Below are 23,637 nucleotides of genomic sequence, written 5' to 3'. Positions count from 1 at the left end.
TGTTTGCTCAATTGCACTATTTTCAGTATTATTTGTTTGATACATTTAGATACAAGTTGAAAACCTGATAATCCAATGGCTCATTGAAAGGCGTACATGATAAGAAAATTTTCAGTTGCATTAATTGCAGCCAGTAGCCTTGCGCTAACAGCTTGCGCGCCGATGGTGGCGACCGCGCCGGCGAAAATTGCATTGACGGCGCAAACCCAGCCAGCCAGGCAGATCCGCATATTGAAGATGGCGCACGTCACCCTCGACACCGGCTATCAGCGGGACATTCCGCTCGATTCGATCTGGCGCTACGCCGGCGATGTGCCGCAAGGACAGGTTTTCCGTCCTGTCAAAAGCGTATTCACGATTGAAGGCAGACAAGTGCATGAAGCCTACCTGGTGATCTCCGATGCCGCGCTGGTGGGATTCTATCTGCCGGGAGAGTCAAATTATTCTGCTTTATCCAACCGTGTACTTTTAACTATAGGAAACGTCTCAAATGATTAAATTGTCTCGCCCCTTGTTCGCAGCTGTCGCACTGGCAGCGGTATTGAGCGGTTGCGCCAGCGGTGCAAAGTATTCGGAAATGGCCAGTTCCATTCCGACCTTGAAGGCAGACGAAGGCCGCATTTACTTCTTCCGTTCGTCGTCCATGATGGGCGCCGCGATTCAACCGGAAATCCGTCTGAATGATAAGGTTGTCGGCAAGTCGCAACCGGGCGGATTCTTCTATGTTGACCGGCCAGCCGGCCAATACAGCGCCGCCAGCTCCACTGAAACTGAAAAGACCTTGAGCTTTTCACTGGACGCGGGTGAAACCAAGTACGTGCGGACAGCCGTTTCGTTCGGTGTGCTTGCCGGCCGCATCAATCCAACTTTGGAAACGCCGGAACTGGCCAGCAAGGAATTGCCTTCGCTCAGTTTTACCGGCGAAGCGACTGCAGCTAAATAAGCTGTCTGCTTGTTGTCTTGTAAATCAAAGCGGCTCATTGCGAGCCGCTTTTTTCATTTTTGCCACAATGAATGTTAATTATTGTTGCACCAAGTCGGTAAATTAAATAGCATTGCTTACGGGAAAGTTTATGTATGCATAAGATGAGTCGCTGCGTACGGACTCAATTTAAATACACTGAGGACAACAATGATTGCACTGCAAAGCAGATGTGGTTCTTTGTTCATTTCGATTCTGGTCGCGCTCAGCAGTGTTTTATGGAGTGCGGCAGCATTTGGCCAAGTCAGCGGCGTCAACAAGTCTTTCAACCCGGTGCAGATACAAGACCGCGCGCCATTTAACATTAGCCACCTGAACATCGTCATTGCCAACCAGACCCCCGGCAAGACGCTCACCAATTTCAACCTTACCGACAACCTGCCCAGCGGCGTGACGGTGGCGGCCAATCCGAATATCGTCAATGCGTGCGGCGCCACGCTTTCAGCCACGCCTGGCGCCACCCTGGTGACCGTGGGCGGCGGCTCGGCCCAGTTCGGCGATATCTGCACTTTCCAGGTTGACGTGGTATCGACTACTGCCGCCATCTATACCAACACGATCCCGGCTGGCGGTCCCCTGGCCGATGGCGAGATCATTCCGCAAGCCGCCAGCGCGTCGCTCACAGTCATCCGGCGCGACACGGCGCAGCCGCAAGTCAGCGCCAAGACCTTCGTGCCTAACAATATCGTCTCCGGCCAGATCTCGCAGATGACGATCACGCTGAATAATACGAATATCCTGCCGCTGACCAATACCAATCTGAACGACATCTTCCCGGCCGGCATGACCGTCGCCAACGCCGGCGCCAGCACTACCTGTAATGGCACATTGAACGCGGCGCCCGGCGCCAGCCAGTTCTCGCTGAGCGGCGCCACCATTCCGGCCAGCGGCACCTGTACCGTGACCATGCAAGTGGTTGGCAATTCTACTTCTGCCGGCACCATCAACTTGTCGAACACCATCAGGGCTGGCGACCTGACCTCGCTTAACGGCCAGGTCACGCCGCCGCTGGCGAATACCGGAGCCACCACCGGCACCCTGGCGGTGTCGCCGCAACCGACCGACCGCCTGACCAAATCCTTTTCACTCGTCAATGCCTTTGTCGGCCAGGCATTTTCGATGACATGGACGCTTTTCAACGACACCGGCGCAGCCTGGACCGGACTCGGCGTGAGCGATGTGCTGCCGGGGAATATGACAGTGTATGCAACCGCGCCGGGATTCTCCACCACCTGCAGCGGCGGCGCGGTGAGTTCCCCCGCCGCTAATACGGTGCGGCTGGCGAACGCCACCCTGGCCGCCGGCCAAAGCTGCACGGTCACCGCCAAAGTGATCGTTCCGGCCGCCGCCAACGGCCAGCCGTTTACCAACACCATTCCGGCCAATTCGATGGTCGCGAATGGCGTGCCGGTAGTGCATAACGCCGCCAGCGCCACCGTCATCCTGCAAAATCCCGGTCCCGGCCAGGTGCCGACCCTGATCAGCGTTGCCAAAAACTATGTGCAGCTGGTGACTGAAGCGGCGCTGACGCAAGCATCGCCATTGCCGCCGGGGCACCCGCCAGGCACGGTGACTGGCGGCTTGATCGACATGACGATACAGCTGAATAAAATAGTCCCCAGCGGCGGCGTCGACACTGACCTGAAGCCCTTGTTCTTTGCCGACGACTGGTCGGCAACCGCGCCGAACCTGCGCGTTTTCGCGCTGCAGAGCAATTCCTGCGGCGGCACTGTGACCGCTGTTGCGGGTGCGCAGACCATGACGCTCAACAATGGCTTGATCGCCCAGGGCGGGGCCAGCAACTGCGTCATCAAAGTGCGCCTGAAAGCCGACAATAACTTTGTGCCGCCGGCGCTCGGCACGCCGCAGAGCAATACCGTGGTCGCCTGTACCGGCGCCGGGCCATGCACGGCCGGCAGCCAGACCGCAACCGCCAATGCGCTGGTGGTCGGTTCGCCGCCGCTGTTCCCGGCCAAGTCCTTCAATCCGACCTCGCTGCCGCTGAACGGCGTCACCAAGGCCAGCATCACGATCCAGAATCCGGCGGCAACCACGCGCTTCAATGTGCAGGCGGTGGATACCTTGCCGGGCGGGCTGATGTTCAGCACGCCCCTGAATGCGGCGGTATCGTGCGCCAACAATCCCGGCGGCACGCCGAGTTTCCTGGTCAGCGGCAAGACCCTCACGTTCAAGGCGACGCAGCTGGTCGGCTTCAACAGTACGACCACGGCGCCGCAATGCACGATCACCTTCGATGTGGTGGCCGATCTATCCAGTCCGCTGGCGGTGGCCGGCGCCACCGCCACCAACACTATCCCGGCCAATGCTGTCACCGCCACCGACGCCGGCGGCAATCCGGACGCCAGCGCCACTAATGTGCGTCCGGTCGACGCCAATCTGACTTTCAAGGCCAATGTATCGCAGCCGCAGGTATCCAAGGGATTCAACCCTATCGTGGTGTTCCAGGAAAACGGCAACGGCAGGATAGACAGCAATATCCAAGGCACCGGCGTCGGCGAGCTGTCGACCCTTACCCTGCAGATCATCAATCCCAACTCCAGTAGCGCAGGCAACTTCACCGGCCTTAGCCTGAGCGACGCCTTGCCGGCCGGAGTGGTGGTGGCGTTCGTGCCGAATGTAACCAGGCTCAATTGCGGTTCGCCGACAGTCACCGCGGCTGCCGGCGCGCAAACCATCAACATCAGCAACGCCACCGTTGCCTTCGGTAACAGCTGCGTGGTGACGGTCGACGTGATCGGCACGGCCAAGGGCAACCAGATCAATACGATTCCCGCCAATGCGATCCAGACCACGCAAGGGGTGAGCAACGCCCAGCCGGCTAGCGCCACCCTCACGGTGCTGGGCATCACGCCGATTTCGGCGCTCAACAAGGACGTCGCGAAAACCGGCAGCACGGCCTCCCTGCAAGGGCAGGCGGTCGCTGCCGGGGATAACCTGACATATAGCATCAAGCTGTCCAATCCCGGCTACCTGCCGCTGGTGCTGGCGACCGACGTCAAGCAAGTAAGCGATGCGCTGCCTGCCGGCGCCACCTTTGTTTCCACTACGGGCAGCGATGTGCCGGGCGTCTTGAGCGGCAACAAGGTAATCTGGGACCTGACCACGTCGGCCCGCACCCTGAAGCGTTCGGAATTCATCACGCTGATATTGAACGTCAAGGTCAACAATCCGGCCACGGAAAGCCTGGTGAATGTAGCTACCACGCCGACCACGTCCAGCTGCAGCCCGTCGAACAGCGTGGCGTGCAACTTCAGTCCGCCTAACGCCAACTGCCGGCTGCCGGTAGACCCGCTCAAGGAAACCCCGGCCGAGCTGCTCGATCCTAACGTCTGCAATCCGGTGGTCAATCCGATCGCCGCACCCAGCCTGAAGATCACAAAAACCCATAGCGGTAATTTCACCGTCGGCGGCAGCGGAAGCTACAGCCTGGCCATCAGCAACGACGGCCTGGCTCCCAGCACCGGCGTGATCCACATCAGCGACCTGCTGCCGGCCGGAATCAGCTTGCAGGCTAATTCGATCAGCAGCAGCAACGGCGCCGTCAGCAATATCGTGCTGAGCGGCCAGCTGTTGACTTTCGACTTTACGCCCGCGGTACCGATTCCGTCCACCGGCAATGTTAGCCTAACCTATGGCGTGAACGTGGCGGCCGGCGCCGCCGGTTCGCTCACCAACTACGTCAGCATGAACGGCGGCGACGGTTTCAGCAGCCGCCTGCCGCCGGGAGCCGGCTGCGGCGACAGCATGCATTGCAGCAGCGACACCACCGTCATTACCGACGCGCCGGCGCTCAAGCTGGTCAAGAGCCACACCGGCAATATCGTGGCCGGCGCCAACGGCAATTACACGCTCACCATCAGCAACAGCGGCGACGTCGCCACCAGCGGCGTGATCCACCTTGGTGACCTGCTGCCGGCTGGTTTCAGCCTGCTGCCTAATTCCATCGCCAGCAGCGCCGGCGCGATCAGCAATATCGCCAGCAGCGGCCAGAGCGTGAACTTCGACCTGACCCCGGCCACGCCGATTCCGGCCAAAGGCTCGGTCGCCGTGACATACGGCGTCAGCGTCGCCGCCAGTGCCGGCGGCAGCCTGACCAACTACGCCAGCGTTTCCGGCGGCGGCGATCCGACGGCGCCGCAGACGCCGGGAGCCGCTTGCAGCGACGCCAGCCGCTGCAGCAGCGACGCCGCTGCGATTGCAGCGCCGGCGTCATCGCTGAAACTGGTCAAGAGCCATCTCGGCAGTTTTTCCGCCGGCGCCAGCGGCACGTATACCGTCACCATCAGCAACCAGAAGGGCGGTCCCAGCAGCGGCGCCATCCATGTGCAGGATCTGCTTCCGGCCGGCATGAGCCTGCTTCCCGCTTCGGTCGCCAGCACCGGCGGCAGCGTCAGCAACGTCACTGCCAGCGGCCAGAGTGTGAACTTCGACTTTACGCCGTCGGCGCCGCTGGCAGTCGGCGCCAGCGTCAGCCTGACTTACGCTGTGAATGTGGCAGCCACCGCGAACGGTACGCTGACCAATTACGCCAGCGTCTCCGGTGGCGGCGATCCGTTCGTGCCGCTGACGCCGGGAACATCGTGCAACGACAGCGATCACTGCAGCAGCGACGCCACTAGCATCGTCAGCGCAACGGTGCTGGTGGTGGTCGAGACCGCCAACAAGAAGGAAGCCGAACTGGGAGACCTGGTCACCTACACCACCAATGTGACCAATACCGGCGACGCCGCGGTGCCCAAGCCGAATATCGTGCTCGACTTGCCGAATGGCTTCCGTGCCATCGACAAAAGCACCCATGTCACCGGCGCTACCCTGGTCAAGCAGGATGGCGGTCCCGGTCCGGCGCTGACCACGGTGGTGGATGTCATCAATCCCCACGCCAGCGTGACTGTCACCACCCGTGTGCGGCTGGGAGTGGGCGCCATGAACGGCGACGGCATCAGTCGCGCTACCGCGACCTGTCCGGGCAATAGCAAGGTCAACTGCGCCAACCAGTCTCAGTTCAAAGTGAGAGTCACTGGCGGCGTCTTCACCAACGATGCTTGCGTGGTAGGGATGATCTTCGTCGATTGCAACGGTAACCAGATCAAGGACAAGGAAGAGCTTGGGATTCCCGGCGTACGCCTGTATGTCGAGGACGGCACTTTCCTGGTTAGCGACGTCGAAGGCAAATACAGCTTCTGCGGCTTGTCGCCGCGTACCCACGTGCTGAAAGTGGACCAGACCACCTTGCCGCGCGGCAGCCGCCTGGTGGTCAGCAGCAACCGCAATGCCGGCGACGCCAACAGTCTGTTCCTGGACTTGAAGAACGGTGAATTGCAGCGTGCCGACTTTATCGAAGGTTCATGCTCGAATCCGGTCATGGAACAAGTCAAGGCACGCCGCAGCCAGGGCGAAATCGATGCCCCGCAGAGCGAGAAAAAGCGCGGCGCCGTGCTCAAGTTCGAAGGCAGAGCCCCGGACTATCCGCAGCAAGGAACTGACAGCGCTAACCAGAGCATCGTCAAGCCGCGCGCCAGCGGTGTTGGCGATCCGCCGCCGGTGCCGGACACCCGCAGTGAACGCGACACGCCTTTGCAGCAGCTGGAAATGCAGCAACAAGAGAGCAGCCAGGGAGGCCGTCATGGGCAATAAGCACGCTATTGCCGGCCAGCGCCGGACAGCCATGCACATGCGCCGCACCAGATTGAGCGTGCTGACCCTGGCGTTGATGCATGCCTGGCCGCTCTGGGCACAGGATGCGGACGGCGCGCGCAAGGATTTCGGCCCGCCGGCAAGCCAGTTCAATACCGATAGCCATTTCTATCAGAACGGCCTGAACCTGCCGGCGCTAAACGGCGGCAACAGCAACCTGACTAGCGGCCCGCAAGTCTACCCGGACCGGATTGAGGGCGCTAACTATGGCGCCAACCGCAAGGTCGGCCTGATCCGGGTCGAAGTCGACCAGGACAGCTTGCCGGCCGACGGCCAGACACCTGCGCATCTGAGCATCAGCGTGCTGGATTACAAGGGGCAGCTGATCACTGGCGAGACCACCATTACGGTGGAAGCGTCCGGCGGCCGTATCCAGCTGCCCGGGGCCAGCACCGACGAGTTCGGCCCGGGCCGCACCGACCGCGACCGCATCACCCCCGGCACCCAGGTCAAGGTAACGGACGGCAAGGCCGAAGTGCTGTTGCTGGCGCCGTACCAGCCGCAGGACGTCACGGTGCGCATCAGCGCCGGCCGCGCCCAGGCGCAGGGCGTGATCAGCTTCGTGCCGGAATTGCGTGAAATGCTCGGGGTCGGCCTGATCGAAGGCATCATTCACTTTGACAGCAAGTCGCCGCTGCAGCTTTCCGGCAGCCAGCGCGGCGACGGTTTCGAACAAGAGATAAACAGCTGGGCCCGCAGCAGCGGCGACGGCAAGCGCTATGGCGCCTTGCGCACGGCCTTTTTCCTGAAAGGGAAAATCAAGGGCGATGCGTTGCTGACCATGGCCTACGATTCCGACAAGGACACCAGCGCCAGGCTGTTCAGGGATATCCGGCCGGATGCCTATTATCCGGTATATGGCGACGCTTCAATCAAGGGCTTCGATGCACAGTCGGTTTCCAAGCTGTATGTGCGGATAGATAAAGATAAATCGTATTTGCTGTACGGCGATTTCAACACCGGCGACGGTTTCAGCCAGCAAACCGGCGGCGGCAGCGTCGCCAATCTGCGCAAGCGCGACCTGGGCAATTACAGCCGCAGCATCAACGGCGCCCGCGGCCATTACGATAAGGACGGCATTCTGGCTAACGCCTTTGTCACCAAGGACACGCTGGTGCAACTGGTGCAGGAGTTCGCGGCGCAGGGCACCTCCGGACCGTTTTCGGTGGCCAAGGCGAACGCCGTGGTGGGCTCGGAAAAGGTCGAGATCGTCACCCGTGACCGCTATCAGCCGGCCGTGATCCTGATGGTGCAGCCTTTGCAGCGTTATGCCGACTATACTTTCGAACCGTTCTCAGGGCGTATCCTGCTGAACCAGCCGGTGCCCTCGGTGGATGCCAACGGCAATCCTAATTCGCTGCGCATCACTTATGAAGTCGATGCCGGCGGCGAGACTTTCTGGGTGTATGGCCTGGATGGCCAGTTCAAGCTGGGCAAGATGCTGGAAGTCGGCGGCAGCTACGTTAAAGACAAGAATCCCTACACCCCGTATACCCTGATGAGCGGGAATGCCACCGTCAAGCTGGGCGAAAACACCGCGATCGTGGCTGAGTATGCACGCAGCAAAAGCGTGCTGGGCAGCGATGTCGGTTCCAGCCTGCTGGGCAATCCCTTCAGCCTGCAGCCGGCCGCGGGCCAGTCCGGTGCCGCCGCCGGCGGCTTGCTGCGAGACGTTACCGGCAATGCCTGGCGGGTCGAAGCCTTGCACCAGACCGATGACTTGCAGGCGCGTGCCTACTTCGGCCGCAGCGATCCTTATTTCAACAATCCTGCGGCGTCGCTGGCGCAAGGGCGGGAAGAGGGTGCGCTCAAGGTCACCAAGAAAATCGACGAGCGCTGGAGCGCTTATGTCGAAGGTACCCATAGCAAGGACCGGGTGGCGGAAGCGCAGCGCGATGCCGGCGCCGCCGGCGTCAGCTATGCGGTGACGCCCAAGCTGGACGTCGATCTCGGCTTGACTCATACGCGCGAGGATGCCGGCAGCTACGTCAACACGCCGCTCGGTATCGGCAGCGGCTTGCTGGTCAGCCCGCAATCGACTTTCGGTTCCGGTTACAGCGTGCTCAATCCGCAGACCGGCTACGGCCTCAACGGCGGCAATTTCGGCCTGGCCGGGGTCAGCTACCAGAGCACCGGCTTGCGCCTGCGCAGCACCTACAAGATGACGGAGAAAGTCGATCTGACCGGCGAATACGAAAACGGCATCGGCGGCAACAACTATCATCGCGCCGCGCTTGGCACCGCCTATCATTTCTCCGAATCGGGCCGCCTGTATGCGAAGTACGAATGGCTGACCGGGCTGTCGTCGCCGCAAGCCACCAACGGCGTCTATAACAGCAACGCCTTTGTATTCGGCATCGATAACGAATACATGAAAAACCAGAGCGTGTTTTCCGAATACCGCATGCGCGATGCGATCGACGGCAACCAGCTGCAGTGGGCCAACGGCTTGCGCAATGCCTGGGACATAAGCGACACGCTCAAGCTCACCACCTCGGCCGAATACCTGAACGCCATGCGCGGCCAGACTCAGAGCGCGTATGCCTTGACCGGCGGCGTCGAATGGCGGCCCAGCGAGCTGTGGCTGCTGGGCGGCAGGCTGGAATGGCGGCGCACGCAAGACCTGACCTACACCGTGGTCAATACCGCCAATACGCAGGTGGCGCCGGCCACCTCTTTCCTGGCCGGCAACGATACCTATCTGTCGACCCTGACGGCGGCGCGCAAGATCAGCCGCGACTGGACTTTCCTGGGCCGCAATTATTTCCTCTACACCGACAATCGCGGCCACACCGGCAATCTATGGGAAAACCGCCTGCAGACCGGCATCGCCTTCCGCGACACCGACACCAATCGCCTGAATGTACTGGCGCGTTACGAATACTGGCTGCAGCGCGACAAGAGCGGCTTGAACCAGTACGTGCCACCCAGTACTACAGACAGCCTGGGCGGCATCGGCGGCAGCGACGAGAACGCCAGCCAGGGCTTCGACAAGCACATCATTTCGATGCACGCGGATTATCATCCGAGCCGCCCATGGTGGCTGGATGGCCGTGCCGCGGCGGAGTGGCGGCGCGATTATTTCGACGGCACCAACAACACTTACCAAGCCTATCTGCTGAGCGGGCGCGTCACTTACGACATTTCCAAGCGCTGGGACATTAGCGCCCTGAGCTCGGTGCTGTACAGTCCGCAAGGCAGCAGCAAGCAATATGCGCAAGGCTTCGAGGCAGGCTACCAGCTACAGGACAATCTATGGCTGTCGGCCGGATTCAACTGGCGCGGCTTCAGCGCCAGCGACCTGAGCGGCTCGGACTACACCAATCGCGGCATTTATCTGCGGGTGCGCTTCAAGTTTGACGAAGATCTGTTCGGCAGCAAGAACGCCGCCGTCAATCCGGCGCTGGCGCGCGACAAATGATGCCTCGGTTTGCAGATCCGGATACGAGCTTGAACATGCGCTTAAACACGAGCTCAACACAGAAAGGAACACCATGAAGTTGACGCCCATTCCAAGCCGTTCCGCAGCCGCTGCCCTGATCGCGTTGACGCTGGCCGCATGCGTCCATATGGCGCCGAATCCGCCCGCGCCAGGCGCCCTGGCGTCCCAGCAAGACCGCATCAGCGACGGCGTCATCGATCGCGACTACGGTGTATATAGCGCGACGCAGCAACGCATCAAGACGCTCAACGACGGCGGCCGCAGAGTGGCGGACTATCAGTTGTCCAAGGCGCAGTGCTGGCTGGACGTCTCCTTCCACGAATACAGCCGCAACGATCGCGGCGGCTTTCCGCAAGCTGCCCTGAGCGAAAGCCAGCGTATCATCGGCGCCCTGGAAGCCGGGCAAGATGCCGGCTGGGCTACGCCGCTGGTCAATCATGCGGAAAAATTGCGGCCCGATCTGTGGACCAGGTACGACGCGCTGAAGCAGTCGGCCGGATTCTCCTGCGCGGGCCAGCAGACCGCTTGCGGCGAGGTAGAACTGGTCCACGCCGGCAATGAAATTCATGACGCCGGCTGGCGCCACGCCAAGCCTTATGTACAGATTGCGGAAGACCTGGCCGGCGGTGCGGAAAAATCGGCGGCAAATTGCGGTGCGCCGGTCAAGCTGGTGACGCCGCCGGTGCAACCGGAGAAAATCACGCTGTCGGCAGATGCCTTGTTCCAGTTCGATAAATCAGACAGCAAGGACCTGCTGCCGAAAGGCCGCGCCGAACTGGACGATCTGGCGCTGAAACTGGCGACGCGCAAGGTAACCATTACCGCCATCAAGGTCACCGGCTATACCGACCGCCTGGGCAGTGCTGCATACAACCAGCGTTTGAGCCTGGCGCGCGCCAATACCGTGAAGCGCTATCTGCAGGACCATGGCGTGACGGCGCCGATCGGCGTGGAAGGACGCGGCCTGCAGGATCAGCTGGTGGCGTGCGCCGGCGTCAAGCCGCGGCCTGCCTTGCTGGCGTGCCTGCAGCCTAACCGCAGGGTGGAAGTGGCGATTACCGCCGAATGATCGCCGATTTAGCAAGCATCAGAAACGGCCCTGTTGGGCCGTTTTTTCCGTCCGCGGGAGTACGCTCTGGCGAGGCTAGGCCCGGATAACCCTGCCTGCAACAGCACTTGGCGAGATTGGATAAGGAATAATTTCGTTTATGATAAGGACGCATGCCCGTTTCCGAATCTGTATTTTGCCTATTGGAAAGAGAAAAATGACTGCATTGCTATCGCTAAAAAAAATCTCCGGCGCCGCTGGATTTGCCGTGGCTGGCTTGCTGGCCGCCAATCCGGCATTGGCCCAGTCAACCGCATCGATCGACAGCGCGGTTGCCACGGCTTCACAATGGGTTGCGCTGGCCGACAGCAATCAGGCCGACCGCATGTGGTCCTTGAGCAGCCCCACCATGCAAAAAAGCACCAGCAAGGAAGACTGGCAGAAATACCTGGCCGCAGTGAAGACGGAACTGGGAGCGCTGACCAGCCGCCGCTGGGAGCAGATCGCCCATGCCACCAACCCGCCTGATCTGCCGCCCGGCGAGTACCTGAATATCGCTTTTGTCTCGCGTTTCGCCAATGCGCCGACGGTAGAAAAGGTGTCGCTGGTGCAGGCCGGCGATAAATGGATACCAGTCGGCTATATCATCACGAAATTCGTGCCGCCGGCGCCGGCAGCAGCCGCGCCGAAGTAAACATGAAACTGTACCTGGCCGTATCCGCGCCGCATCACCCGGCACTTGATCTGGCCAGCGCGGAAAAATCCTGTTTCAGCAGGTCGCTAAAATGTTCCACTGTGACGTCGGCTGGCGGATAGGCGGCGATATTTCCCGGATCCAGCGCATAGTGGCCCTGGCGGGGAAACACCGTGGTGAGTTGCGTTCCCCAGGCATTCTTCATGGCGCTCAGGATACTCAGCTTGTCGTCCACCATGACGTAATGGCGGGCCGGATACAGCCGCGCTACATCGTTCAGCATCTGTTCCTTGTGGACATAGATCAGCACCTGGCCGTCGACCAACTGCCACAGGCCGGAGCGCTGGATCTTGCGCGGCTGGAAGACGACGTCGCCGTCGGACAGGATCACAGTGCGGCCCCATTGTCTGAGATGGGCGACGGCCGCCGCCACGCCCGGATAGATCAGGTCGGCAAACGGATAATCGATCAGGAATGCCGACATCAGCAGCGTTTTCGTATCGTGCATATTGGCCAGCCGGAAGCGCTGCATGGCGCCGAGATAATCGACATAACCGAGTTCCGCGCGCAGCTGCTCCAGGATAGCCTGGTAGCTGTCGCGTCTGGCGGAGCCGAACCCTTGCGCCAGATGCCGCATCAGGTCGGCGATCAGGCGATCGTTGTCGAACATAGTGTTGTCTACGTCCAGCAGAAACACTACTTTATCCATTGCTGCCATGGCGGTCCTTGGGCGTGCGGGTTGTGCCGGTGGCCATCCTTGCTTACCGATTGCGGAGGATGGCATGGCCGGTGATTTTCAACTATGCGCCGAAGCGGCGGGATTTCGCTATTCTGTCACATGTCGACATGAGTATCTTGTCAGCCAGAATGACGTTACAGGCAAGTGCGGTTTGCCTGTGAAATTGCAAGGGCAACGCCAGGCGAGTAGGGTATAAGATAAGAGGCGGTGCATGGAACGGACCGCATGCCTCGGAACAATGGAGTTTGCCATGGATAACCAGGACCAGGCCGAACCGGCGGCTCAGATCGGCCAGAATATCGAAAGTATTCTGGCGTTCTATCAGCAGGAAGAGCAAAAGCTCAGCCATTCGCAACGTCTGCTTGAATATGTCAGCAGTTTCGTCGGACGGCCTTATTTTTTAAGTGTGATATTGCTGTTTGTCGCGCTGTGGATATTGCTCAGCCTGGTCGGGCGGGCCGCTGGCTGGCACCACTTCGATCCGCCGCCTTTTTTCTGGCTGCAGGGCATAGTCAGCCTGTGCGCCCTGTTGATTACGACGGTGGTCCTGATCAAGCAAAACCGTCTCGCCAGATTTGAGGAGCAACGCCAGCACCTGGAACTGCAGGTGAATTTGCTGACCGAGCAAAAGACCACCAAGCTGATCAATCTGATCGAGGAATTGCGGCGTGATCTGCCGATGGTAAAAGATCGCCACGACCCGGAAGCCGAAGCAATGCAACAGCCCACCGATCCGCACCAGGTATTGACGGCGCTAGACCAGCGGCGCGATGTTCACGCCAGTCGCGAGCGTAAATAGCGGCTGTGCGCAATCATCGGCAGCGCTGCGGTCTATCTTTTAACAGGCCTCAGGCTGCCCCGCGATAAGAGCTGAGCTCCGGGGTAAGTCTTTGCGGTCCCTGCAGCTGGATAGATGGTTTTTGTCTTTGCGTGTCGGCCACTTTTTCGACGCCGTCGGCGGCGATGGCCTCGAGGAAAGACAAGACGTTGCGATAGTAATCCACCCGCATTTCTGCTTCGAGCAACTGTCGCTCCGCTTGATATAAGGCCAGGCGGGTGTCGCGCAGTTCGTTTTCAGCCAGCTTTTCCGGCGTCAGGATATATTTCGTCGCCAATCTGTTCAGCCATCCCATGTCGGCACCTCTTTCGTATGGAGACGATTTGATCTTAAATCGTTCTCTACAATTAAAGCGAATATTTGACATCATTTAACTATATTGTTGCGCGATTTCCACGCGTATATTTACATAGAACAACAATGTCTCAATAGCGAAGAACGTCTTCGTAAAACGCAAGCTACCTACCGCACACAAGCATGCGATTGATGCGCGGATGCGCGAATTCCCGGCCCGGATTTACGGCGGCGTTGCCTTCGTAAATTTTATTGAAAATGGCGTTGATCCAGCCAGCGCCGTGCTGGTCAGTGCACCAGCAGCGGCGCGCGGTAAGATTTCACGCGGTCAAGCTTGGCGGCGTACAGGTCATGATCGCTGCGGGTAGTGCTGCTCTCCAAGGCGATGCTCAGGTGCTGTACTGCCTGATCGATTTCTCCCAGCCGCAGGCAGGCGATGCCGAGCCAGTACTGGAATTCGTGATAGTAAGGATCGCGTGCGATTTCTTTGGTGAATTGCAGCTTGGCAGTCTTGTAATCTCCCGCCCGCATTGCCGCCATGCCCTGGTTGAATGCCTGGAACGGCGCTACCGGCTGCAATTGCGCGAGCCTGGCGCCCAATGCCGTGGCACGCACCGTCTGGCCAAGTTCGTTGAGAACGTCGATCAGATTGAATATGACGACGGTGTTGTCGGGCTCGCTCTCAAGCACTTGCGTGAATGCACGTTCGGCTTGCTGCGGATTGCCGTGACGCCGGTAGATCACGCCCAGCGTATTGTACGAAGCCAGGAATCCGGGATCTTGCCTGATGGCTTCGCGCACCCACCAATAGGCGTCGTCCTGCTGATGCGCGGCCAGCGCTTCCGCGGCCTGGTTGTTCATGTACATGGCGACGACCGTATTTTCGCGGATATCCAGGCGACTCTGCCCACTGATCTCTTCCGGCGGCAGGAAGTCGATGGTCAGCAGGCTGGCCTGGTCGAACCGGGTGCGGACGTCGCTCAGTTTTTTACCGAGTGTGATGTTGACGTGTCCGCTGGCAAAATAGATGTCGTCGTTGCGGGTCCAGGACTGATCGATCAATACTGTCTGGTATTCGATCGGTAGTCCCAGCTGCTTGGCGAAAGCGGCAGTCATGATCACCAGAGACAGGCAGTTTCCGGAACGAGCGGCAAAGGTTTGCGCGGCATTGCGGGTATGTTCTGAGTTGTAGTCCAGTTTCAGCTGTTTCTTGTTGTACAAGGCATCGAACAAGCCTTGTTGCATGCCTTTGGCATGCATCTGATAGGCGATTTCCTCACTGTGCAGGTATTGCTGCATGGGTGGGCTGAGCGCAAATACGTCATCGGCGCTGATGCGTTGCGAGGGCGGCGCGAACAATTGATCGTTGAACAGATTATCCGCCCGCGGCGCCTGCGGTGCAGAGACGCAGGCGGCGAGCATGATGCAGAAAGGCAGGACTACCCAGTTTTTCATCTGCGGCCACCATGTCGAAAAATGCCGTTTCGAGACGACGTACTGCCGTATTCACCTAATATATACCCGATTTGCTCAAGCCGGGGGGCGGCCCATGATGTAGTGCTCGAGCTGCTGGATGATGAACTGCTGCTCGGAAATGATATCTTTCACCAGGTCGCCGATGGAAATGATGCCGATCAGCTTGCCGTTATCCAGGATCGGCAGGTGGCGCAGGCGATTCTCGGTCATCAGCGCCATGCACTGCTCATTGGTGTCTTCCGGACGCACGTACATGACGGAGGAGGTCATGATGTCGCGCACGGAGGTGTCTGTCGACGAGCGGCCCTTGAGTATCATTTTCCGGGCATAGTCGCGCTCTGTGACGATGCCGACAATGACGTCTCCCTCCGTCACCAGCAAGGCGCCGACGCTTTGATCGGACATCATCTTTATGGCGTCGAATACCTTGGCCGCCGGCGAAATGGTGTAGACGGCCTGGTTTTGCTTGGTCTTAAGAATTTGTGCGACGCTTTTCATCTGCGGTCCTTTCAGACAAGCCTGTGGTTGCATCAATATTTCCAGCCGTACTTTAGTAAGAAAGTAGCGCGTTCGTATTCGAATTGCAAGCCTCTTCGTCGGCGGCGCGGATCGCGACTGGCGACTGGCAAATCTGACAGTACAAAAAGACGGATTACTGCACTAATATTGCATTGCGGAAATTTAATTTTCTCAAGCATAGCATTTAATAGCGGATCCTGAACTTGATCAGCCGCCGGGCGGCGACCTCCGAGGGCAGAGCATGCCAGCGCAGTGACGCCATCGTTTGGAAGCGCAAGCTTCATTCCTTATGAAAATGAATTTCAGTGGCCGTTTTTAGTTTTACAACCGTACTGAAAAAAATAACCAGGTCATCTGATGCAATTGTTGCGCCGCGCAAGTCGGGCATCCGCATGGCGATCTTTCTTTTTGCCGGCGCCTTGATCGCCTGCATATGGGTGGTGACTCTCTATGACGGAGCTGAGCGAGAGAGCGGGCAACGGGCTTTTATTCTGGACGCGCAAGCCGATCTGCTCTACGCGGACCAGATTACGATGCTCGATGCGCCGCTTGGCGCCGGCCATGCGCAGATGCATAAGCGGCGGGCCTATGCGCTGGCGATGTTTGCGACGGTGGTGGTGCTGATGCTTGCCATGTTCATTTTGTTCCTGGCTAACGGCTTGATAAAAACGCGGCGTGCGGCAGCATTCTCCAATCAGGCGAAATCGCAGTTTCTGGCCAATGTGTCGCATGAACTGAGAACGCCTTTGAATGGCATCCTGGGTTACGCCGAACTGTTGCGGGAGGACCTGGCCGGCACCGACGCCTGGCATTTTGCCCAAGCGATCCATGATAGCGGCACGCATCTGCTGCTGCTGGTCAATTCAGTGCTGGACCTGGAGCGCATCGCTGCTGGAAAAATGGAAGTGTTCCTGGCCGTGGAAAATCTGCGTGACCTGATGCAGCAGATTGTCGCGGGACATGCATCGACGGCAATGCGCAAGAAGATCGGCCTGCGCCTGGCGTTGAACCCTGGATTGCCGGTCGAAATTGCCTGTGACCGCAGCAAGCTGGTGAGGGTGCTGAATAATTTGATTCATAACGCAGTGAAATATACTAATCAGGGCGCGGTAACCGTACGGATTTTTCATGGCAACGGCAGTTTGATATTCAAGGTGATCGATACCGGCGAAGGCATTCCTGCCAGTTTTCGGGACGCCATTTTTGAAAAATTCACGCAGGTGGACGGATCAGACCTGCGCGCGCAGGCGGGTAGCGGCATGGGGCTGGCGTTGGCTAAGGAGCTGGTGAAATGCATGGGCGGCGCGATAGGCGTTCAGTCGCGGCTTGAGCGCGGCTCCATATTCACTTTTACGCTGCCGGTCTCCAAGGCGGGCACGGATAAGAAGGTGCGATGAAGCTCATACTGGTAGTGGATGACAATCCTCTGAACAGCAACCTTGCCAAGGTCATCCTGACCCGGGCGGGGTATTCGGTGCAGGTTCTCACTTGCGCTTCCGATGCTTTGCACTACCTGAACAAGAACCCGGTCGATGTCATACTGACTGACATCGGCATGCGGGATATCAACGGCAAAGAGTTCTGCCACATCGTCAAGAGCCGTCTGAATACATTCGCGCCGCGCGTAGTGGCGTATACCGCGTACGCGATGGAGGGGGAGCTGGCTTCGTTCAGGGCCGCCGGTTTCGATGCCATCGTGGTCAAGCCGGCCTCGCGCCGGCAGATTCTGGCGGCGGTGGATCCCGATGGATCATATTAGTGATATTCCGCAGACTACATGAAAAGGTCAATCAATCCGGACATGCAACTCCAGACCTGCGATCACTTCAGCCCTCAGACATTTTTGAGGCATGCCTATCAAGACAAGGCCGTCTGTGCCGAATTGTGTGCGCTGTTTCTGCTGGTCGCCGGCGAGCAGTTCGGCAGGCTGGAGGCTGCCGTCCGGGCGCAGAATGTAGTTGTGGCGAGACACGAATGCCACGCCCTGAAAGGCTCTTTGCTGATCGCCGGAGCGCATGCTGCGGTAAGGATGCTGGATCAGATCGACGCAGAGTTCAAACGGCAAAAATTGCCGTGGGGGGGCGACAGTTTTTCAAAGCTGCAAGTCGAAATTGAGCTGACGATGCAAGAAGTACGGCGCTTTCTTGCGGATAGCGAAGAGTCGGCTGTTCGGTGCTGAAGGTGGCCTTGGCGCCGGTTTTCAGTTGATCTGCAAAACGCTGGTATCGCTTTGAAGCCGATGTTCGGCGATTGCCGCAGGGTGGCCGGAAAGCCAGAGCGCCGTGCCTTCGATCAGCTTCTGGGTCGGGACGGGTTTAGCGAACGAGGCAACCAGCAGCGCCACAAAACTGGCAACCACCAATGAGCGGTTCAAGCTCGGCTTCGGCGAATTTTCCGCATGCCAGATAAAGCACAGGCCGACCGCCAGGCCAAGCAGGAAGCCGCTCAGCGCTTCCGACACCGAATGGAAATGCAGCTGCACCCGCGACAGGCTGATCAGCGCCGCCAGGCCGGCTCCTGACATCGCGGCCGACCAGCGCAGCGCAAATACCTGCTGCCGGAAAATGAGATAGAAGAACGTCGGGAGAATCGCGGCGGAACGCATGGCGTGGCCGCTGAAGCCGGTGAAATCAATCGCCTCTATGCCGATGCCCCAGCCGACGAAAGCAATCTTCGACGCCGCGACCAGCATGAGTCCGCCGGCAAACAGCAGGCACCAAGACAAGAACAGGCGGCGCGCCGCTCCGGCTGTCAGCCAGATTGCAATGGCGACGGCGGCCGGAAGCATGACGTTGCTGCTGCCGATTTTACTGATTTGCATCCATGAAAGCATAGGAACCGGTACCTGAAATGTGGTGGTAAACGCCTGCCCCTGACGACAAGAATCCGGCCGGCGTGCACCGCACCCGCCATATTATGCAGTGCCGATTCAAGCGCCTGCACTGAGCCGGGCCTGGCGCGCCTTGCGGGCGGCACAGCCGCGCAAGAAGCCGCGCAATTCCTCGAACACGATAGGTTTTTGAAAATACAGCACCTCGTCAGGCAAGCCGCCACGGGCTTCCAGCGCATCTTTGCCAAGCGTGGTCAGGATGGCGATGTCGATATGCCTGAGTTCCGGCTTGGCGAGCACCGTCTTGACGATCTCATAGCCGTCAATGCCTTCCATCACGATATCGAGCAGTAGGATGTCGTACTTGCGCTGGGCGATTTCCATCAGCGCCTGATAGCCGTTTTCGCAAAAGCTGATGTCCAGCGGGATATTCCAGGATGAGATCTGTTTCTCATACACCTTGCGCTGCAGAGCGTTGTCTTCAACGATCAGGGCGCTTAATGTCGACGACAAAGAGCCTTTTTCCTCCAGCAGATCGCTGCGTTCCGCTTTCAGCGCCTCAACCGCCTCGCGCGGAATGCGCCGGTGCCCGCCCTGGGTTTTCCAGGCAACCAGGATCCCGCGTTCTACAAGCTGCTGGACCGACGTGACGGAAATCCCCAGCAGGCGGGCAGCTTCTTGGGTAGTGACATCGCTTTGATTGAGTTTCACTGCTGGCATCGGGTAATTGGTTCAGTTAAGTATTTTATCAAACTATGAAATGCAGATCATTCATAGCGCCAACGGCTTTGAAGCGGCTGCAACCAAGATTGTTCCTGCGCCGATACCTGATTTCATCCCCCGCCTGCGCATAGTAAGTCTTCCGCAGCCACGGCAACAGCCTTATTGGCGCCCTCAAGAGACGGCGCACGAGCGTCCATGCACATTTTAAAGGTGCTTTGCTGCAGCGCAATCAAAAATCTCTATTAAAATCAATTTTAATTTGTTATATTTAACAATGTAATGAATTTACTGTTTTTATTGATTTCATATTTTCTCAACTGAACTGCCAGCCGGTTTGGCCAGGGGCCGGCAATCCAAGGGGCATGCACTGCGAGGGCGCGGTTTTAACTGGGCCTGCATTTTTTCCAGCCATGGCTGGATGATTTTTACGTGTGAGTTAACTTGAAAAAAACAATCGTGCTGTTAATCCTGTCTCTGGCGCTGGGCGGCTGCGCGCTTGCGCCGGGGATGAGATTCGATCCGCAGGGGACGGTCGATGCCAGCGATCCCGCATCCAGGCCGGTGGTCAAGCCGATCACCCTCAAGCTGGTGCAGCAAGAGCGAGCCGAACGCCTGCAGCAAGCACAGGCCAGCATGTCGTATTACCAGGAATTGCTGACACAGCCCGAGCCTTACCGGATCGGCGTGGCGGACGTATTGTCGATCATCGTCTGGGATCACCCGGAACTGGTGGTGCCGAACCTGACCTATACCATCGGCGCCAGCGGCGCTGAAATATCCAACGTCGGCCTGGCCGCGCAGACGCTGCCGGGATACGCCGTCGGCAGCGACGGCAATGTGCAGTTTCCCTATGTCGGCAGGTTCAAGGCGGGCGGCCTGACGGAGCTCGATGCGCAGCAGCAGCTGGTGACGCTGCTGAAGAAATATATCCGCGATCCGCAGATTACCTTGCGCGTGATCGGCTATCGCAGCCGCAAGGTTTACGTGGATGGCGAGGTGCGCAGCGCCGGCGTCAAGCCAATGACCGACGTGCCGATGTCGCTGGCAGAGGCGCTGAACCAGGCCGGCGGCATCAGTCCGTCCGGCGATCCCAGCCGCATCACGTTGACGCGCGGCGCCCGCAACTACCGGATCAGCATTCCCGAACTGGCGGAACACGGCATCAGTCCGTCCAAAGTGATCTTGCAGAGCGAAGACCAGCTGCGGATTACGCCGCTTGCCGACAATCAGATCGTGGTGGCTGGCGAAGTGCGGGACCCGCGCGGCGTGCCTCTGCGCAGCAACGGCCGACTCACCTTGAGCGATGCGCTGAGCCAGGTGGGCGGCGTGCTGGCGGAAACCAGCGATCCGAGCGCGATCTATGTGGTGCGCGCGGCGCCTGAGGGCACCATGCCGGAAATTTTTCATCTGGACAGCAAGTCGCCGCTCGGCCTGGCGCTGGCGGAAAACTTCGAGCTGAAGGCCAAGGATGTTGTCTATGTCGATGCTCCGGGGCTGGTGCGCTTCAGCCGCATCATGGCGCTCTTCTTAGGCAGTTCGACCAATGCGGTCAATTACCGCAATGCCGTGGACAAGAAGAATTGATCAAATCCATCTTAATCGTTTGCATAGGCAATATTTGCCGCTGTCCCATGGCGTTGGGGCTGTTCGCCCGGAAGCTGCCAGGGGTGCAGCTGAACTCGGCCGGGATCGATGCCGTGGTCGGGGCGCCGGCCGATCCTTTGGCGATAGAGCTGATGCGCCTGCGCAATATAGATATCAGCGCTCATCGAGGACAGCAGTTGCGTGCCTGGCAATGTGCATCCGCCGATCTGATCCTGGTCATGGATCTGCCGCAGAAGCAGTTTATCGAAAAACATTATCCGACCACGCGCGGCAAATTGTTCCGTCTCGGAGAATATGGCCGCTTCGATATTTTCGACCCTCACCAAAGGGGGCGCAGCGATTTTGAGCGCTGCCTGGCGCTGATCGAACAGGGTGTCGACGATTGGACGGCGCGCATAGCGGCGAGCGGATCGCCGCCGCCCAAAGCAACACATGAGCTGGTCCAGATAACGCAATGAAGGCGCCGATCCTAGGATGACAAAACTTACGCAGCCGCTGCATATGTCGGCAGGCAGGGATGAAGAGCTGAATCTGACAGCCTTGCTCGATGTACTTATGGGCAACCGCAAGATGATAGGCATGGTCACGATTGCCTGCTTTGTGCTGGGAACGCTATATGCATTTCTGGGAACGCCGGTGTACCAGGCCGACATCCTGGTCCAGGTCGAGGACAACTCCGCCAGCGCCGCCGCCAGCAACATGCTGGCCGACATGTCATCCATGTTTGATGTGAAATCAACCGCCGCAGCCGAAATTGAAATACTCGGGTCGCGGCTGGTGGTTTCGCGTTCAGTCGACGCCTTGCACCTGTATATCGAGCAAAATCCAAAATATTTCCCTTTGATCGGCGGCTGGATTGCGCGCCACAATAAAAAATTGTCTGCGCCGGGATTGCTTGGCTATGGCGGCTATGCCTGGGGCAATGAAAGCATGGACGCGGATATTTTCAACGTGCCGCAGGAGCTCGAAGAAAAGAAATTCAGACTGCTGCTGCTGGAGCACGGGCGCTATCGCCTCAGCAGCGGAGAATTCGATGAAGTGTTCGAAGGCAGCGTCGGCAAACTAAAAAAATTTGCGGTGGCGGACGGCAATCTTGAACTGAGATTGACCAAGGTCGACGCCAGGCCCGGGACCGTCTTCACATTGATCCGCAATTCCAGATTGAAAACCATCCTCGATCTGCAAGACCAGCTGGTGATCGTCGAGAAGGGTAAGCAGTCGGGGGTGATCGGCGCTACCTGGCAAAGCCCGGATGCACGGATTGTGAGCGAGACCTTGAATCAGATCGGCCAGCAATACGTGCGGCAGAACATTGAGCGCAAGTCCGCCGAGGCCGCCAAATCGCTGGATTTCCTGAATGATCAGATACCGCAGCTGAAGAGCGAGCTGGAGCAGGCGGAAAATCTCCTCAATGCCTTACGCAACAAGCTCGGCAGCATCAGCATGAGCGACGAAGGCGCAATGGTGCTGCAAAAAGCGGTGGATACGCAGACCCAGTTGCTGGAACTGAAGCAGAAGCGCAAGGACCTGGCGATGCGCTTTTCGGACTCGCACCCGTCGCTGAAAGCGGTCGATGAGCAAATCCGCGCCTTGTATGGCGAGCAGGGGAAAGTCAACGGCCTGATCAAGCGCTTCCCGAATAACGAGCAGGATTTGCTGCGGCTGACTCGCGATGTCACCGTCAACACCGCCTTGTATACCGGGCTGTTGACCAATATAGAACAATTGAAGCTGGTGAAAGCCGGCAAGATCGGTAATGTGCGGCTGGTGGATGTCGCCGCCTTGCCGGAAATTCCGGTCAAGCCGAAAAAACTGATCGTGCTGCCGGTCTCGCTGCTGCTGGGCTTGTTCTTCAGCGTCACGGCAGCCTTTGTCCGCAACATGCTGTTCAGCGGGGTTACCGACGCCGGCGAAATCGAGCAGCACACCGGCTTGAGCGTCTATTCGACCATCCCGCGCAGCGATGCCCAGCTGGCGCTCAGCAGGCAGGTAAGGACCAAAGCGCACGAAGTCTCGCTGCTGGCCGTGACGCAATCGAACGACCTTGCGATCGAGAGCATGCGCAGCCTGCGCACCGCGCTGCAGTTCGCCATGCTGGAGGCGAAGAATAATATCGTGTTGCTGACCGGGCCGTCGCCCGCCGTCGGGAAATCCTTTATCGCGGCCAATCTGGCGGCGGTGGTGGCGTCGTCGGGCAAACGCGTGCTGCTGATTGACGCCGACTTGCGCAAGGGTCATCTCAACGAGTATTTCGGTTTCGGGCGTGACGGCGGCCTGTCTGAGCTGGTATCCGGTTCGCTGAAAGCGGCTGCCGCGATCCACCGGGAGGTGGTCCCGGGCCTGGATTTCATGGCGACCGGCAAATTGCCGCCGAACCCGGCCGAGCTGCTGATGGCGCGCAGCGTTGGCGAAGTGCTGAAAACCGTGGCGGAGCAGTACGACATCGTGATTGTCGATTCGCCGCCGGTACTGGCCGTGGCGGATCCTGCCATCCTGGCGGAATTTTCCGGCACCACCTTCCTGGTAGCCCGCTCCGGCCTCACGAAAATCGGCGAAATCATCGAATCGGCAAGGCGTCTGGCGCACAACGGCGCGCATCCGAAAGGCGTGCTGTTCAATGGCCTCGATCCCAATGTGAGCAGATATGGCTACGGCTCCAAGTACGGCGGCTATCGCTACACCGCCTATTCCTATGAGAAAAACAAACGCTTAACGACCTGAACACGACCTGA

20 protein-coding genes are annotated in these 23,637 nt (G+C 59.0%); 13 read left to right on the top strand and 7 right to left on the bottom strand.

The features are described from left to right. The first annotated feature begins 96 nt into the window (after nt 1-96). From BCF11_RS24975 to BCF11_RS24950, 6 genes are all read left to right on the top strand, one after another. A complete protein-coding gene (locus tag BCF11_RS24975; RefSeq protein WP_098497143.1) occupies nt 97-498 on the top strand; it encodes a hypothetical protein in 402 nt (133 codons plus the stop codon). Next, a complete protein-coding gene (locus BCF11_RS24970) occupies nt 491-943 on the top strand; it encodes a DUF2846 domain-containing protein (protein WP_098497142.1) in 453 nt (150 codons plus the stop codon). The genes BCF11_RS24975 and BCF11_RS24970 overlap by 8 nt, the downstream gene beginning before the upstream one ends. Nucleotides 944-1,162: 219 nt before the next feature. Continuing rightward, nucleotides 1,163-6,637, top strand: coding sequence for a DUF11 domain-containing protein (locus BCF11_RS24965; RefSeq protein WP_158229280.1), 5,475 nt, complete (start codon nt 1,163-1,165; stop codon nt 6,635-6,637). Beyond that, a complete protein-coding gene (locus BCF11_RS24960; RefSeq protein ID WP_098497140.1) occupies nt 6,627-10,118 on the top strand; it encodes a hypothetical protein in 3,492 nt (1,163 codons plus the stop codon). The genes BCF11_RS24965 and BCF11_RS24960 overlap by 11 nt, the downstream gene beginning before the upstream one ends. Before the next feature lie 73 nt (nt 10,119-10,191). After that, nucleotides 10,192-11,208 carry an OmpA family protein gene (locus tag BCF11_RS24955; RefSeq protein ID WP_098497139.1) on the top strand — a complete coding sequence of 339 codons (1,017 nt, stop codon included), beginning with the start codon at nt 10,192-10,194 and terminating at the stop codon, nt 11,206-11,208. Nucleotides 11,209-11,404: 196 nt separating this feature from the next. Next, complete coding sequence (locus BCF11_RS24950) at nt 11,405-11,881, top strand: DUF4019 domain-containing protein (protein WP_158229279.1); 477 nt, start codon at nt 11,405-11,407, stop codon at nt 11,879-11,881. A gap of 34 nt (nt 11,882-11,915) precedes the next feature. Here the strand turns inward: BCF11_RS24950 and BCF11_RS24945 are convergent, their stop codons facing one another. Continuing rightward, on the bottom strand, nt 11,916-12,599 hold the full coding sequence (locus BCF11_RS24945) for an HAD family hydrolase (protein ID WP_098497137.1): 684 nt from the start codon (nt 12,597-12,599) through the stop codon (nt 11,916-11,918). 271 nt (nt 12,600-12,870) lie between these two features. Here BCF11_RS24945 and BCF11_RS24940 point away from each other — a divergent pair, with 271 nt between their 5' ends. Continuing rightward, nucleotides 12,871-13,419, top strand: coding sequence for a DUF1003 domain-containing protein (locus BCF11_RS24940; protein WP_158229278.1), 549 nt, complete (start codon nt 12,871-12,873; stop codon nt 13,417-13,419). Between the two features lie 49 nt (nt 13,420-13,468). Here BCF11_RS24940 and BCF11_RS24935 read toward each other — a convergent pair whose 3' ends face one another. The 4 genes from BCF11_RS24935 to BCF11_RS27835 form a co-directional block, all read right to left on the bottom strand. Beyond that, a complete protein-coding gene (locus tag BCF11_RS24935) occupies nt 13,469-13,753 on the bottom strand; it encodes a hypothetical protein (RefSeq protein ID WP_098497135.1) in 285 nt (94 codons plus the stop codon). A gap of 287 nt (nt 13,754-14,040) precedes the next feature. Then, nucleotides 14,041-15,207 (bottom strand): tetratricopeptide repeat protein, encoded by a 1,167-nt coding sequence (locus tag BCF11_RS24930; protein ID WP_098497134.1) that lies wholly within the window; start codon nt 15,205-15,207, stop codon nt 14,041-14,043. A gap of 75 nt (nt 15,208-15,282) precedes the next feature. Further along, the gene (locus BCF11_RS24925) at nt 15,283-15,726 is read right to left on the bottom strand and encodes a CBS domain-containing protein (protein ID WP_098497133.1); all 444 of its coding nucleotides are present in this window, start codon (nt 15,724-15,726) and stop codon (nt 15,283-15,285) included. Between the two features lie 32 nt (nt 15,727-15,758). Further along, nucleotides 15,759-16,031 carry a hypothetical protein gene (locus BCF11_RS27835; protein WP_143751467.1) on the bottom strand — a complete coding sequence of 91 codons (273 nt, stop codon included), beginning with the start codon at nt 16,029-16,031 and terminating at the stop codon, nt 15,759-15,761. A 108-nt stretch (nt 16,032-16,139) separates the two neighbouring features. On the opposite strand from BCF11_RS27835, the gene BCF11_RS24920 reads away from it, so the two are divergent. Genes BCF11_RS24920 through BCF11_RS24910 form a run of 3 tightly spaced genes read left to right on the top strand, consistent with a single transcriptional unit; the run spans nt 16,140 to nt 17,926 of the window. Next, entirely contained in the window at nt 16,140-17,144 is a 1,005-nt protein-coding gene (locus BCF11_RS24920) for a sensor histidine kinase KdpD (protein ID WP_098497132.1), read from the top strand. Beyond that, nucleotides 17,141-17,506 carry a response regulator gene (locus tag BCF11_RS24915; RefSeq protein WP_098497131.1) on the top strand — a complete coding sequence of 122 codons (366 nt, stop codon included), beginning with the start codon at nt 17,141-17,143 and terminating at the stop codon, nt 17,504-17,506. Before BCF11_RS24920 ends, BCF11_RS24915 begins: the two co-directional genes overlap by 4 nt. 18 nt (nt 17,507-17,524) lie before the next feature. Further along, complete coding sequence (locus BCF11_RS24910; protein WP_143751466.1) at nt 17,525-17,926, top strand: Hpt domain-containing protein; 402 nt, start codon at nt 17,525-17,527, stop codon at nt 17,924-17,926. Between the two features lie 21 nt (nt 17,927-17,947). On the opposite strand, the gene BCF11_RS24905 is transcribed toward BCF11_RS24910, so the two are convergent. Both BCF11_RS24905 and BCF11_RS24900 read right to left on the bottom strand, forming a co-directional pair. Continuing rightward, complete coding sequence (locus BCF11_RS24905) at nt 17,948-18,568, bottom strand: phosphatase PAP2 family protein (RefSeq protein WP_098497687.1); 621 nt, start codon at nt 18,566-18,568, stop codon at nt 17,948-17,950. A gap of 108 nt (nt 18,569-18,676) precedes the next feature. Beyond that, nucleotides 18,677-19,297, bottom strand: coding sequence for a response regulator (locus BCF11_RS24900; protein ID WP_098497129.1), 621 nt, complete (start codon nt 19,295-19,297; stop codon nt 18,677-18,679). A 444-nt stretch (nt 19,298-19,741) separates the two neighbouring features. Here BCF11_RS24900 and BCF11_RS24895 point away from each other — a divergent pair, with 444 nt between their 5' ends. From BCF11_RS24895 to BCF11_RS24885, 3 genes are read left to right on the top strand one after another with little or no spacing between them, the layout of a single operon-like run. After that, entirely contained in the window at nt 19,742-20,884 is a 1,143-nt protein-coding gene (locus BCF11_RS24895) for a polysaccharide biosynthesis/export family protein (protein ID WP_233212624.1), read from the top strand. Next, nucleotides 20,881-21,363: a low molecular weight protein-tyrosine-phosphatase gene (locus tag BCF11_RS24890; protein WP_098497128.1), complete on the top strand. Its 483-nt coding sequence runs from the start codon at nt 20,881-20,883 to the stop codon at nt 21,361-21,363. The genes BCF11_RS24895 and BCF11_RS24890 overlap by 4 nt, the downstream gene beginning before the upstream one ends. A 16-nt stretch (nt 21,364-21,379) precedes the next feature. Further along, nucleotides 21,380-23,626: a polysaccharide biosynthesis tyrosine autokinase gene (locus BCF11_RS24885; protein ID WP_098497127.1), complete on the top strand. Its 2,247-nt coding sequence runs from the start codon at nt 21,380-21,382 to the stop codon at nt 23,624-23,626. The last annotated feature ends 11 nt before the right edge of the window (nt 23,627-23,637 follow it).

It is taken from the genome of Collimonas sp. PA-H2 (genome assembly GCF_002564105.1).
Lineage (GTDB): Bacteria > Pseudomonadota > Gammaproteobacteria > Burkholderiales > Burkholderiaceae_D > Collimonas.
Note: the sequence above shows the minus strand (reverse complement) of the source record. Positions and strands in the feature narration are given on the sequence as shown.

What these genes read in the sequence shown, in the direction of transcription:
- BCF11_RS24975 (WP_098497143.1), top strand. Translation starts at nt 97, where the DNA reads ATGATAAGAAAATTTTCAGTTGCATTAATTGCAGCCAGTAGCCTTGCG.
- BCF11_RS24970 (WP_098497142.1), top strand. Translation starts at nt 491, where the DNA reads ATGATTAAATTGTCTCGCCCCTTGTTCGCAGCTGTCGCACTGGCAGCG.
- BCF11_RS24905 (WP_098497687.1), bottom strand. Translation starts at nt 18,568, where the DNA reads ATGCAAATCAGTAAAATCGGCAGCAGCAACGTCATGCTTCCGGCCGCC.
- BCF11_RS24910 (WP_143751466.1), top strand. Translation starts at nt 17,525, where the DNA reads ATGAAAAGGTCAATCAATCCGGACATGCAACTCCAGACCTGCGATCAC.
- BCF11_RS24915 (WP_098497131.1), top strand. Translation starts at nt 17,141, where the DNA reads ATGAAGCTCATACTGGTAGTGGATGACAATCCTCTGAACAGCAACCTT.
- BCF11_RS24885 (WP_098497127.1), top strand. Translation starts at nt 21,380, where the DNA reads ATGACAAAACTTACGCAGCCGCTGCATATGTCGGCAGGCAGGGATGAA.
- BCF11_RS24945 (WP_098497137.1), bottom strand. Translation starts at nt 12,599, where the DNA reads ATGGCAGCAATGGATAAAGTAGTGTTTCTGCTGGACGTAGACAACACT.
- BCF11_RS24900 (WP_098497129.1), bottom strand. Translation starts at nt 19,297, where the DNA reads ATGCCAGCAGTGAAACTCAATCAAAGCGATGTCACTACCCAAGAAGCT.
- BCF11_RS24925 (WP_098497133.1), bottom strand. Translation starts at nt 15,726, where the DNA reads ATGAAAAGCGTCGCACAAATTCTTAAGACCAAGCAAAACCAGGCCGTC.
- BCF11_RS24940 (WP_158229278.1), top strand. Translation starts at nt 12,871, where the DNA reads ATGGATAACCAGGACCAGGCCGAACCGGCGGCTCAGATCGGCCAGAAT.
- BCF11_RS24955 (WP_098497139.1), top strand. Translation starts at nt 10,192, where the DNA reads ATGAAGTTGACGCCCATTCCAAGCCGTTCCGCAGCCGCTGCCCTGATC.
- BCF11_RS24950 (WP_158229279.1), top strand. Translation starts at nt 11,405, where the DNA reads ATGACTGCATTGCTATCGCTAAAAAAAATCTCCGGCGCCGCTGGATTT.
- BCF11_RS27835 (WP_143751467.1), bottom strand. Translation starts at nt 16,031, where the DNA reads ATGAAGCTTGCGCTTCCAAACGATGGCGTCACTGCGCTGGCATGCTCT.
- BCF11_RS24960 (WP_098497140.1), top strand. Translation starts at nt 6,627, where the DNA reads ATGGGCAATAAGCACGCTATTGCCGGCCAGCGCCGGACAGCCATGCAC.
- BCF11_RS24930 (WP_098497134.1), bottom strand. Translation starts at nt 15,207, where the DNA reads ATGAAAAACTGGGTAGTCCTGCCTTTCTGCATCATGCTCGCCGCCTGC.
- BCF11_RS24920 (WP_098497132.1), top strand. Translation starts at nt 16,140, where the DNA reads ATGGCGATCTTTCTTTTTGCCGGCGCCTTGATCGCCTGCATATGGGTG.
- BCF11_RS24935 (WP_098497135.1), bottom strand. Translation starts at nt 13,753, where the DNA reads ATGGGATGGCTGAACAGATTGGCGACGAAATATATCCTGACGCCGGAA.